The sequence below is a fragment of the Streptomyces sp. NPDC048211 genome, assembly GCF_043202315.1.
Taxonomy (GTDB): domain Bacteria; phylum Actinomycetota; class Actinomycetes; order Streptomycetales; family Streptomycetaceae; genus Streptomyces.
In genome coordinates, this window is the sequence record NZ_JBIDAD010000001.1 from 935,266 (window position 1) to 947,034 (window position 11,769).

The window sequence follows — 11,769 nt, forward strand, 5'->3', positions numbered from 1 at the left end:
GATGCCTTTCAGCGCCGGATCCGGTCAGGATCCGCCGTTCAGCTTGGCCTCGGTGACCGCGCCGGCCTCCACGCCCCACTTGGCGATGATCTTCTCGTACTCGCCGCTCTTGATGATCGCGTCCATGGCCGCCTTGACGGCCTTGGTGAGCTGGTCGTTGCCCTTGGCGACGGCGATGCCGTACGGGGCGGCCTCGACCTGCTCGCCGACGATCTGGAAGTCCTTGCCGCCGCCCGAGGTCTTCACCGCGTACGCGGCGACCGGGAAGTCGGAGGAGCCTGCGTCGGCGCCGCCGGAGCGCAGCCGGGTCTGGGCCTGCAGGTCGTTGTCGTACGACTCGATGGCGATCTTCTTGCCGCCGGTGCACTTCTTGGACTCGGCCTTGGCCAGGTCGTTGGAGACGGTGTTGCGCTGGACGGCGATCTTCTTGCCGCAGAGGTCGGCCCAGGTCTTGATGCCCTGGTCGTCGCCCTTCTTGGTGTAGATCGAGACACCGGCGGTGAAGTAGTCGATGAAGTCGACGCCCTCGCCGACCTTCTTCTTCGTCTCGGGGTCGACGCCGTTCTGACGGTCCTTGGTGTCGGTCATCGCCGACATCGCCAGGTCGTAGCGCTTGGCGCGCAGGCCGGTGATCAGCGTGTCGAAGGTGCCGTTCTCGAACTGGAACTCCACGCCCAGTTCCTTGCCGAGCGCCGCCGCGATGTCGGGGTCGATACCGACCGTCTTGCCCGAGTCGTCCTTGAACTCGACCGGCGGGTAGGCGATGTCCGAACCGACCTTGATGACGCCCTTGGACTTGATCTCCGCGGGGAGGAGGTCGGCGGGGGAGGAGGCTCCGGCCGTGGCCTTGCTCGGCTTCGAGACGCTGTCGTTCTTCGTCTGGTCGCCACAGGCGGTCAGCAGCATGGTGCCGGCGACCGCGATGGCGCCGACCGCGGCAATCCGGGACTTCGCGGTCGTGCGGCGCGTGGTACGTGCGGTCATGTCGGGATTCCTCCGGCAGGTGAGGGTGGTGTCGCCAGGCGGTATGGCACACGGCGTCGGGTGTCGCCGCCTTGTGTGATTACGGCATCTTGCCATTCGGACTAGTCCAAACAGGGGGCACCGCATGTCAAAATCGGGTAACGGGACACCCCCGAACCCAGCGGGCCGGCACATCAAGGCCGGACCTTTCCCTGGAATCACTTCTTCCCACCGGAAGATCCCCCGCCTTGGCCCTGCTCTGGGCGGGTTTCATGTCGGCTGGCCGACTTGTCTGTATGTCCCACTATGAGACGCGTCACCGTGGGGATACCGACTCGTCGGCGGTACGGCCTGTCCGGTAAGAAGGACGTTTACACCCCTCATCCGGGGCTCAGGGCGCGTGTGCGGCGCGCCCGCGCGTAGGTGACTCACCCTGCCGGGGCGGACCGAAACCGCCCGGCGCAGGGAACGTACGCGGTGCCCACCCACCCCTCCTCAACCAGGAGTGGCCACCCTCAAACGATGAAGACTTAAGGGGTCAACACCATGGCAGCGGAGATCGTCAATCCTCGCAGCGACAGCAGTACGGACAGCACGACCGACAGCGCCACCGACGAGCCGTTCGACCCGGCCTTCGCGCTCCACCGGGGCGGGAAGATGGCCGTGCAGGCCACCGTCCCGATCCGGGACAAGGACGACCTGTCCCTCGCCTACACGCCCGGCGTCGCGAAGGTGTGCAGCGCGATCGCCGAGAATCCGGAGCTCGTCCACGACTACACCTGGAAGTCGCAGGTCGTCGCCGTCGTGACGGACGGCACCGCGGTGCTCGGTCTCGGCGACATCGGACCCGAGGCCTCCCTCCCCGTGATGGAGGGCAAGGCGATCCTGTTCAAGCAGTTCGGCGGCGTGGACGCGGTGCCGATCGCGCTCGCGACCACCGACGCGGACGAGATCGTGGAGACCGTCGTCCGGCTCGCCCCGTCCTTCGGAGGCGTGAACCTGGAGGACATCTCGGCGCCGCGCTGCTTCGAGATCGAGCGCAAGCTCCAGGAGCGGCTCGACATCCCCGTGTTCCACGACGACCAGCACGGCACCGCCGTCGTCACCCTCGCCGCCCTGCGCAACGCCGCGAAGCTGTCCGGCCGCGGCCTGGGCGAGCTGCGCGGTGTCATCTCGGGCGCGGGTGCGGCCGGGGTCGCCATCGCCAAGTTCCTGCTGGAGGCGGGGCTCGGAGACGTCGCCGTCGCCGACCGCAAGGGCATCGTCAGCCGGGACCGCGAGGACCTGACGGACGTCAAGCGGGAGCTGGCCGAGCTCACCAACAAGGCGGGGATCTCGGGGTCCCTCGCGGACGCGCTGGCCGGTGCCGACCTCTTCATCGGCGTCTCCGGCGGTACGGTCCCCGAGCCGGCGGTCGCCTCGATGGCGCCCGGTGCCTTCGTCTTCGCCATGGCGAACCCGAACCCCGAGGTGCACCCCGACATCGCCCACAAGTACGCGGCCGTCGTGGCGACCGGGCGGTCGGACTACCCGAACCAGATCAACAACGTGCTGGCGTTCCCCGGCATCTTCGCGGGCGCGCTCCAGGTGCGGGCGTCGCGGATCACCGAGGGAATGAAGATCGCCGCGGCGACCGCGCTGGCCGATGTGGTCGGCGACGAGCTGGCCGCCGACTACGTGATCCCCTCGCCGTTCGACGAGCGGGTCGCCCCGGCCGTGACGGCCGCGGTGGCCGCGGCCGCCCGTGCGGAGGGTGTCGCCCGGCGCTGAGCCGGGTGGGTGCGGGGGTTCGGGCGCGGCGCCTTTCGGGGACGTCGGCCCGGGCCCCCGCTCCTGTGTGCCGGAGGGGTTCGATTTGGTGCGTGTCACACCCGCAGCCGGTTACGCCCGAACGTGGCCCCGCCTATCGTCGGCCCCATGTTCGCCGCCTACGCATCCCGCCTCGACCGCGACCACCCCCTCAACGGCCTTGAGCTGGGCGAACGCCCGGCTCCCGAGGCGCGTCCCGGGTGGACCACCGTCAACGTCCGGGCCGCCTCCCTCAACCACCACGACCTCTGGTCGCTCCGCGGTGTCGGCATCACCGAGGACAAGCTGCCGATGATCCTCGGCTGCGATGCTGCCGGGACCGACCAGGACGGCAACGAGGTCGTCCTGCACTCCGTCATCGGCCAGACCGGACACGGAGTCGGCCCCGACGAGCCCCGCTCCATCCTCACCGAGCGCTATCAGGGCACGTTCGCCGAGCAGGTCACCGTCCCCAGCTGGAACGTGCTGCCCAAGCCGAAGGAGCTCACCTTCGAGCAGGCCGCCTGTCTGCCCACGGCCTGGCTGACCGCGTACCGCATGCTCTTCACCAACGCCGGGGTGCGCCCCGGCGACTCCGTACTCGTCCAGGGAGCCGGCGGCGGTGTCGCGACCGCCGCGATCGTGCTCGGCCGGGCCGCCGGGCTGCGGATCTACGCCACCAGCCGCGACGAGGCCAAGCGCAAGCGGGCCGTCGAACTCGGTGCGATCGAGGCGTACGAGCCGGGCGCCCGGCTGCCCCACCGGGTCGACGCCGTCATCGAGACCGTCGGCGCCGCCACCTGGTCCCACTCCGTCAAGTCCCTGCGCCCCGGCGGCACGCTGGTCATCTCGGGTGCCACCAGCGGCGACCGCCCCGCGCACGCCGAGCTGACCCGCATCTTCTTCCTGGAGCTGAAGGTCGTCGGCTCGACCATGGGGTCCAAGGACGAACTGGAGGACCTGCTGGCGTTCTGCGCCACCACCGGGGTGCGCCCCGTCATCGACGAGGTACTGCCGCTGGACCGGGCCCGCGAGGGATTCGAACGGCTCGCCTCGGGTGACCAGTTCGGGAAGATCGTACTGACGACTGTCAACTAGGGTTGACGCACGGCGGGTGTCAACGTAAGTTGACATCATGACCGAAGCAACGGATCTCGCCGAGCGCGCCGGTGACCGCGACCCCCGGGTGGGGCTGCGGTCGGTCGCCGCGCTGCGGCGGCTGCTGGAGCAGCTCGAAGCCGTACAAGTCAGAAGCGCCCGGGTGCAGGGCTGGTCGTGGCAGGAGATCGCGGCCGAACTGGGTGTCAGCCGGCAGGCCGTGCACAAGAAGTACGGGAGGCATTGATGTTCGAGCGATTCACCAAGGGCGCCCGCGCCACGGTGACCGGTGCCGTGACACACGCCGAACGGACCGGTGCCGGTCCGGTCACCGAGGAGCACCTGCTGCTCGCCCTGCTGGACCAGGCGGACGGCCGGGCCTCGTTCGCCGTCGCCGCACTGGGGCTCACGGACCGCAGGGCCTCGGTGGAGGCGGCGCTCGCCGAGGCGCGCAGGCGCGGCGGCATGACGAAGGCCGATGCCGACGCCCTCGCGGACATCGGTATCGATCTCACCGCGATCGTCTCGCGCATCGAGGAGGCGCACGGCGAGGGAGCCCTGACGGGTGACCGCAGGGACCGCCGCCGGTGGACGGGCGGCCGGGCGTTCACCAAGGGGGCCAAGAAGATCCTGGAGAAGTCGCTGCGGATCGCACTCGGCCGCGGCGACCGCTTCATCGGCGAGGAGCACCTGCTGCTGGCCCTCACCGCGTCCCCCGGAGTCGTCGCCGACGTGCTCGCCGAGCACGGCGCGACGTACGGGACGGTCGGCCGCGCGCTGTACGGGGACGGCGAGCAGGGCCGGGACCGCAGGGCGGGCTGAACGGCGGGCGGCCCGGAGGTATGGCTCTCCCGGGCCGCCCGGCGCGTCCTACCCCGCGGTGCCGTCGGCGTCCTTCCGCAGCAGCGCCCCGATCCGGTCCGCCGCGGCCGACAGATGGCGGCGGGCCTCGGCGAGCTGGTCCTCCGTCACCCCCCGGTCCCTGGCGGCGTCGCGGATGTCGTCGCGGAACCGGTCGAGCAGGCGGTCCAGATCGCGGGCCGGGTCACCGGTGCCGCCCACGTCCTTGCCCCAGTCGGGGTCGGCGTCCGTGGCGTCCGGCTTCACGTACGGCGGCCAGTTGCCGGTACGGGCGAAGCCGCCCAGCTGGCCGGTGATCTCGGCCAGTCCCTCCCGTACGCCGGCCGGCCAGTCGCCCCGGGCGAAGTGGTCCTGGACCTGACGGGCGGCGTTCTGCATCTGCTCGCGCGCCCGGTCCTGGGCCTCCTTGGCCTGGCGGCGGGCCTGCTGGGCCTCCTCGCGGGCTCGGCGGGACTCGTCCTTCGCCCGGCGTGCCTGCTCCTTCCACTCCTGCTTCGCCTTGCGCAGCTCCTCCTTCGCGGTGCGCCAGGCCTCCTTGTCGGTGAAGTCACCGAAGTTGCCCAGGTCGCCGAGATCGCCGAAACCCCCGAAGGGGGACGTCCTGCCCGCCTTGCCGGCCGGTCGCGAGGACCCCGTGTGGCGCGACTCGTCGGCCGCGGCGCGCATCTCGCTGCGCAGCTTGCCCGCCGCACCCCGCACGTCGTCGCGCATCTCGGCGGCCAGCTCCGAGACCGACTCCCTGATCTCCAGCTCCAGATCGGCGAGCTCGCCGGTGCGGCCCGCCAGCTCGGCCCTGCCCGCGTCGGTGATCGAGTAGACCTTGCGGCCGCCCTCGGTGGCGTGCGTGACCAGCCCCTCGGCCTCCAGCTTGGCCAGGCGCGGGTAGACCGTGCCCGCCGAAGGGGCGTACAGCCCCTGGAAGCGTTCTTCGAGGAGCCTGATCACCTCGTAGCCGTGGCGGGGTGCCTCGTCGAGCAGCTTGAGCAGGTAGAGGCGCAGGCGGCCGTGGGCGAATACGGGGGGCATGTCAGAGCACCTTTCCGGTCGGCTCGGCGTCGTGCGGACCGTCCTCGGCGGGTGGGCGGCGCAGCAGGGCGATCGATCCCGAGACCGTCGTCGCCCTCAGTGTCCCGGTTCCGGAGCCCAGCGTGCCCGTGATCTTCTTCGCGCCCCACTGGCCGCTGACGCGGAGGTCGTCGAAGCCGTTGGAGACGGAGCCGCTTGCCGTGTTCGCCTCGACCTTCGCGTCGGCCGGGTGCGGGAGGCGGATGGCGAGCTCGCCGGAGATCGTGGTCAGCCGGACGTCGGTGGGCTTCCCGGTCGGGTCGAGGTCGAGTGCCATGTTTCCGCTGACGGACTCCGCCTTCACGCATGCCCCGGCGCCCTCGACGACGGTCAGATCGCCGGAGACCGAGTGGAAGCGCAGAGCGCCGGTGACGGCCTGGGCCTCCACGTTGCCCGACACGGTCTCCGCGCCGACCGGTCCCGCGAGCCCGACGAGCGTGGTGTCACCGGTGACGCCGCGTACGTCCGTGCGGCCGCGCACCCCGGAGACGAACGCGCCGGCGCCGACCACGCCGACCGCCACCGCCGAGCCGGCCGGGACCGTCAGGGAGACCACCGCGCGGCGCTGCCAGCCCTTGCGGTCGAACCACTTGAGCATGTTCTGCCAGATCAGGTCCTCGTACGAGACGGTCAGGACGCCGTCCTGCTGCGTGACGATCAGCGGCGGTCCCTCGATGGCGGAGACCTCCAGCCTGGCGGTCGGCTCGTCGGTGCCGACGACGTTGACCGTTCCGTTGACGATGCGCACGTTGAGCGCGGTCACGGGTTCGTCGAAGGTGAGCTTGCGAGGCTCGGCGATGGCCCACGTCGACACAGGCATGGATCAGACCTCCTGGGGAGCGCGGATGACGCAACATATCGCGTCTCTTGCAGAACACGTTATATCGCGAATGACGGAAGTCAAGGCGATCGTGGCGGTCTGCCGGGGGAGGGTGGCGCGACGGGCGGCGCAAAAAGCCTCATAGTCGGGCAATTTGTCCTACGGTGTGGGGCATGAACGCGACATCACCCGTGGGAGCGCTGCTGCTGTGCCGGGCCGAGCCGGATGCGGTGCGGCCGGTCGCCCATCTGCTGCGTGAGGGGATGCTGCTGGCGCCCGCCGGGGAAGGCTGGAGCGTCCTCGTACCGGAGGGAACGCCCTGGCAGGGCGAGCAGCCGGCGGAGGGGGAGGCCGCCGAACCGGCCGAGCCGGTCGACCGGGTGGTCGGCGGCTGGGCCACCGCGCTCGCGGTCGGCTCCACCTGGCCGGTCCTCGCGCTGTGGTGGGACGGCGACCGGGCCGGCTACACGCTCGCCGCGGGATTCCGCCGCCCGGTCGGCTACGTCTGGCTCGCCGACGGGACCCCGGCCGGTGAGGACGAGGCGATGCGTACGTTCGCCGAACGGCTCGGCCTGGATCCCGTGCTGGACGTCCAGGCCCTCGAAGCCCTGACCCGCCCCGATCCGGAGACGGACGCGCGGGCCAGGCTCCGCGGACTGCTCGCCGTGCTCACCCGCACCGGGCTGGAGCTCCCGCCCGGCCCGGAACCGGGCGAGCCCTCCGGCCGGCCGGCCTCGGGGGCCGACGCGTGGCCGGGGGCCGAGCGGATCGCCTGGACCGGTTGGCGCGACGCGGTCATGGTCGAACTCGACGCGGTCGAGAACAGCCGTATGGGCCCCTGGATGCGGGGTCCCCGGGCCCGCGCCCTGGCGGGCGCCCAGCTGGCGGCGGGGCTCCCGATCGCCCTCTGGGGAGCGGGCCGGCGCAGCGGCGGGTGGGTCTTCGCCGGAGCCCTGCTGATGGCGCACGGCGCGCTCGGGCTCGCGTACGACCGGATCAGGGACGAGGCGCCGGACGGTCCCTGACCCTCCCGGGCCGGTCAGTCCTCGTCGTCGTCCTCGTCGTCCAGCCGGGCCAGCCAGGTGGCGAGGCGCTCGACCGGCACCTCGAAGTCGGGGTTCAGGTCGACGAACGTACGGAGCTGCTCGGCGAGCCACTCGAAAGTGACCTCTTCCTCGCCTCGCCGCTTCTCCAGCTCCTCGATACCGCGGTCGGTGAAGTACATGGCGCAAGTTTAAGCCCTGGTGACAGCCCTGCCGCGGCCGGGAGACGGCCCGGCGGCGGCAGGGCGGGGCAGCCGAGAACCGGCCCGCCGTCCTCCCGCGTCATGGTGCATGAACCTCGCATCGGCCGTCTACGGCCGTTAACCTGCGGGGAGTTGGGGAACGGGGGGTGTCATGGGTGACAGTGGGGCCCGTATCACGCGCATCGAGATGCCGGACGGCACGCCGGTCTGGGCACGGATCTCGGGAGCCGAGGAACTGGACCGTCCGGAGTCCGGTGGTCTGACGTTCACGGACACCGGGTTCGGGAACATCTCCGACCAGGTGCAGGCCCGGGTCGAGAGCCTGCATTCCGTGGTGACCAGCGTCGCGCGCTCACTCGCCGTGCCGCTGCGCGCCGTGCGGCCGGACGAGGTCAGCGTCGAGTTCGGGATCGAGCTCACCGCCAAGTCCGGCAAGGTCGTCGGCCTGCTCGCGGACGGCGAGGCCAAGGGGGCGATCAAGGTCACGCTCACCTGGAACGGCGGGGGGCCGCCGGTCGATCCGCCGCCACCGCTTCCCACGCCCGTGCCGGCCCAGGCACCCGCACCTCCAGGCCGTGCCGCGCCCGTACCGCCGGTTCCGTTCGCGCCGCCCACCGCACCGGCGCCCGCGCCCCCGGCAACGCCCGCCGGGGCGTCCCCCGGCTCTCCGGCGCACCCCGACGGAGCGGACGGCACCGACGGCGGCGGGGCGTGACCTCGGACGGCGGCGGGGGCGCGGAGGGGGGTCTGGGCGGACCGCAGGCTGCGCTCATGGACCTCGTGCGCGACGCCACTGTGCGCATCCATCGCCCGGGGCCCGGGTATGTCCAGGACGGACCGGGCGGGGAGTTCCTGGGGAGCGGCTTCTTCATCGCCCCCAACTGGATCCTCACCTGTGCGCATGTGGCGATGCGGGGGGAGGGGGGCATGGTGAGCGTGTGGTTCAAGGGGGACAGCTACAGCACTGATCTGAGCGAGGTGCCGGGCAAGGTCGTCGCCGCGATGCCCGGGTCGCGACCGCCCGGGGCCGCCGGCTGGCCCGCTCCCGACCTCGCGCTCATCAAGCTCCAGCGCCCCGCCGAGCACGCCTGCGTGTACGTCACCGAGCGCTCGGAAGCGATGCTGCGCAGCCGTGAGATCCACTGCGTGGGCTGGGTGCCCTCGCAGGGCGGGGGGCTGCTGAAGCGCAGCGGTGTCTGCGTGGTGAAGGGCACCTACGGCGCGTCGGACGACGCCGAGCAGGTCGTGCGGCTCGACGGGGACTGGCTGGAGCCGGGCATGTCCGGCGGCCCCGTGGTGGATCTCGTCCGGGGGGAGGTGGTCGGGGTGATCAAGTCACGGCTCGACAACCACCAGGGCGGAACGGCCGTGGGGACCGAGCGGCTGCGCACCCTGAAGGTGCCGTCCGGGCCGGTCGGCACCGAAGCCGACGACGCCTACCAGTCCGTCTTCCACGCCCACGACCGCTACCACGCGGACCGGCACAACAGCTCGGCCGGCACCGAGCGGACCTGGGCCGATGTGCAGAGCGAGCTGCCCCTGCCGCCCGGCGGGATCCTCGGCCCCAAACAGCGGGTGGACCTGCTCGGGCGGCTCGCCGAGCTCCCGCCCCCGGCCAGTACCCGCAGCCTGCTCGTCCTCCTCGACACCCTGCCGGGCGTGCATTCCCGCGAGCACCGCCCGGCACCGCGCGGCTGGCGCGACGGGCTGGCGGCGCTGTACGACACCCGCGCCCGCGAGCGGGTGGCCCAGTTCGATCTGGTCCTGCGCTACTGCATGGCCGTCCTCACGGCCGACCGGCCCGCCGGGGTGCTGTCCGCCGCGAACGCCGAGGCCCTGTGGGACTGGGTGCAGCGGGTGGCCACGGCCGAACTGCCCCGGGATCTGCGCCGCGGGCTCGACCGGGAGTGGGCGAACGTCCACCGCATCCTGGAGCAGAACCGCCGGCAGACCCGTCCGCCGCTGGGCGGGCCCGCCGTCCCCGCGGAACGCGACTGCGTCGTACTGGAGGTGGAACGCCAGGGCTGGGCCCCCGGCCAGTACGACTGGCGGGTCGCCGTCGCCCGGCACGACGGACAGATGTCGCGCATCAGGGACGGCCAGGGGGGTCCGCTCGGATCCGTGCCCGACCAGCTCGCCGCCGCGCTGACCGAGGCCTTCCGGGAGTGCGACGAGCCGGACAGTCCCGCCGTGCTCCAGGTCGTGGTCGCCACCGCACTGTTCGGTCTGGAGGTCGACCGCTGGGAGCTCCCCTCCGACGGACGCCCGCTCGGTGTCGTACGCCCCGTGATCCTGCGCAGTTCGGAACACGGCCCCACCGACGAGCGGCTGAGGCGCTGGGACGCGCCGCCGAACGCCGGGACCCAGGCCGAAGTCATCGACTGCGAGAACGAGTTACGGGTGCCGGTGCCGCAGACCGCCCAGCTGCGCGGGCTCGCCCCCGAAACGGTCCCGGTCCTCTGCCGCTACGGCAACCGGCCGGACCCCGGGGTCACGGCCGGGTTGGGGCGGGTGCTCGACGCGGGCTTCGGGGTGGCACTGCTCCAGCGGCGGCCGGCGGAGGGCGAAACGGTCTGCAAGGAGTTCCACCGGCGCGTGGCCGAGGGCGTCTCGGAGCTCGGGGTCCGTGACCGCCTGCCGCGCTGGGTCCACGCGCTCAGGCACGGCGTGCACACGGCGCACACCGAGACGTTCTGGTCCGACGGTGTGGCGCTCTACTACGACGATCCGCACCAGCCCCTGCCCCGCCCCGACTTTCTGGAAGCACCGTGACGAGGGGCGCCGGCCGTGCGTCGAAGGGCCGTGCCGGTCCGCCCCTTTCGGGGGGTGCGCCGGATCGATACGGTGAGGCAGGTTCGACGGCTGCTCCCTGGCGAATGAATGACGACGAGGAACGCTATGAGTGAACCCAGCGAGTGGCTCATCTACCGAGGGATCGGCGAACCCCACGACGGCGTACCGCAGCTGCCTCCCCCTCCGCCCTGGCGGGACTTCGCGGGAGGCCGGTCCGCCCCGGAGGGCGCGGCCGATTCGGCCGACCGCCGGCTCGGCATCCCCGGACGCATCGCCGAGGAGCACCGGCCGGGCGCCGAGGAACTCGAAATGATCAACGCCGCGCTGTATCTGCGGCGTCCGCTGCTGGTCACCGGGGATCCGGGCGCCGGAAAGAGCACCCTGGCCCACTCCGTCGCCCGCGAGCTGGAGTTCGGCAAGGTCCTGCGCTGGCCCATCGTCAGCCGGTCCACGCTGCTGGACGGGCTCTACCGCTACGACGCGATCGCCCGGCTCCAGGATGTGCAGATCGCCTCGCACGCGTCCGCGGCGGCCGGTGAGGGCGCCGACGCGGCCCAGAACGTGGGCAGTTATATCCGGCTCGGCCCGCTGGGCACCGCGCTGCTCCCCTCGGACCGGCCGCGGGTGCTGCTCATCGACGAACTCGACAAGAGCGACATCGACCTGCCGAACGACCTCCTCAACGTGCTGGAGGAGGGTGAGTTCGCCATTCCCGAACTGGAGCGGATCGCAGACCGGCTGCCGGACGGCGAGGCGGACGTGCTGGACCACGAAGGCAACAAGGTGCGGATCAAGGGCGGCCGGGTGCAGTGCCGGGCGTTCCCGTTCGTGGTGCTCACGAGCAACGGCGAGCGGGACTTCCCGGCCCCCCTGATGCGCCGCTGCATTCATCTGGAGCTCGACCGCCCCGACCACAAGCGGCTGGCCGCGTTCGTGAAGGCCCATCTGGGCGAGGAGGCCGCCCGTTCCAGCGAGGACCTCATCGCCCACTTCCTGGAGCGCTCCCGCAGCGAACTGCTGGCCACGGACCAGCTGCTGAACGCCATCTACCTCACCCACGCCGCGGCCCCGGCCGGCCGGGACCGGCTGGCCGACCTGCTCATCCAGCGACTCGACCGGCCGAGGTGAGCGGCTG

12 protein-coding genes are annotated in these 11,769 nt (G+C 71.9%); 8 read left to right on the forward strand and 4 right to left on the reverse strand.

Translation table 11 applies throughout. The features are described from left to right. Positions 1-24: 24 nt before the first annotated feature. Complete coding sequence (locus ACGFZA_RS04355; protein WP_385276260.1) at positions 25-984, reverse strand: ABC transporter substrate-binding protein; 960 nt, start codon at positions 982-984, stop codon at positions 25-27. A 525-nt stretch (positions 985-1,509) separates the two neighbouring features. Here ACGFZA_RS04355 and ACGFZA_RS04360 point away from each other — a divergent pair. The 4 genes from ACGFZA_RS04360 to ACGFZA_RS04375 all read left to right on the forward strand — a co-directional run bounded on the left by ACGFZA_RS04360 (position 1,510) and on the right by ACGFZA_RS04375 (position 4,671). Next, positions 1,510-2,733: an NADP-dependent malic enzyme gene (locus ACGFZA_RS04360; protein WP_385276257.1), complete on the forward strand. Its 1,224-nt coding sequence runs from the start codon at positions 1,510-1,512 to the stop codon at positions 2,731-2,733. A gap of 147 nt (positions 2,734-2,880) precedes the next feature. Further along, positions 2,881-3,849 carry a zinc-binding dehydrogenase gene (locus ACGFZA_RS04365; RefSeq protein ID WP_393677025.1) on the forward strand — a complete coding sequence of 323 codons (969 nt, stop codon included), beginning with the start codon at positions 2,881-2,883 and terminating at the stop codon, positions 3,847-3,849. A 37-nt stretch (positions 3,850-3,886) separates the two neighbouring features. After that, a complete protein-coding gene (locus ACGFZA_RS04370) occupies positions 3,887-4,096 on the forward strand; it encodes a sigma factor-like helix-turn-helix DNA-binding protein (protein WP_266782775.1) in 210 nt (69 codons plus the stop codon). Next, positions 4,096-4,671 (forward strand): Clp protease N-terminal domain-containing protein, encoded by a 576-nt coding sequence (locus ACGFZA_RS04375; protein WP_393677028.1) that lies wholly within the window; start codon positions 4,096-4,098, stop codon positions 4,669-4,671. The genes ACGFZA_RS04370 and ACGFZA_RS04375 overlap by 1 nt, the downstream gene beginning before the upstream one ends. Positions 4,672-4,719: 48 nt before the next feature. Here ACGFZA_RS04375 and ACGFZA_RS04380 read toward each other — a convergent pair whose 3' ends face one another. Both ACGFZA_RS04380 and ACGFZA_RS04385 read right to left on the reverse strand, forming a co-directional pair. Beyond that, complete coding sequence (locus ACGFZA_RS04380) at positions 4,720-5,736, reverse strand: helix-turn-helix transcriptional regulator (RefSeq protein WP_385276247.1); 1,017 nt, start codon at positions 5,734-5,736, stop codon at positions 4,720-4,722. Between the two features lies 1 nt (position 5,737). Then, entirely contained in the window at positions 5,738-6,595 is an 858-nt protein-coding gene (locus tag ACGFZA_RS04385; protein ID WP_385276244.1) for a DUF4097 domain-containing protein, read from the reverse strand. Positions 6,596-6,768: 173 nt separating this feature from the next. On the opposite strand from ACGFZA_RS04385, the gene ACGFZA_RS04390 reads away from it, so the two are divergent. Further along, entirely contained in the window at positions 6,769-7,620 is an 852-nt protein-coding gene (locus ACGFZA_RS04390; RefSeq protein ID WP_393677031.1) for a hypothetical protein, read from the forward strand. A 14-nt stretch (positions 7,621-7,634) separates the two neighbouring features. Here ACGFZA_RS04390 and ACGFZA_RS04395 read toward each other — a convergent pair whose 3' ends face one another. After that, positions 7,635-7,820, reverse strand: a complete 186-nt coding sequence (locus tag ACGFZA_RS04395; RefSeq protein ID WP_046907272.1) for a DUF6104 family protein — start codon at positions 7,818-7,820, stop codon at positions 7,635-7,637. Between the two features lie 172 nt (positions 7,821-7,992). Between ACGFZA_RS04395 and ACGFZA_RS04400 the strand changes: the two genes are divergently transcribed. The 3 genes from ACGFZA_RS04400 to ACGFZA_RS04410 all read left to right on the forward strand — a co-directional run bounded on the left by ACGFZA_RS04400 (position 7,993) and on the right by ACGFZA_RS04410 (position 11,762). Then, positions 7,993-8,556 carry a CU044_2847 family protein gene (locus ACGFZA_RS04400; RefSeq protein WP_393677033.1) on the forward strand — a complete coding sequence of 188 codons (564 nt, stop codon included), beginning with the start codon at positions 7,993-7,995 and terminating at the stop codon, positions 8,554-8,556. A gap of 56 nt (positions 8,557-8,612) precedes the next feature. Beyond that, the gene (locus ACGFZA_RS04405; protein ID WP_393677035.1) at positions 8,613-10,613 is read left to right on the forward strand and encodes a trypsin-like peptidase domain-containing protein; all 2,001 of its coding nucleotides are present in this window, start codon (positions 8,613-8,615) and stop codon (positions 10,611-10,613) included. A gap of 126 nt (positions 10,614-10,739) precedes the next feature. Then, positions 10,740-11,762, forward strand: a complete 1,023-nt coding sequence (locus tag ACGFZA_RS04410; RefSeq protein ID WP_385276232.1) for an AAA family ATPase — start codon at positions 10,740-10,742, stop codon at positions 11,760-11,762. The last annotated feature ends 7 nt before the right edge of the window (positions 11,763-11,769 follow it).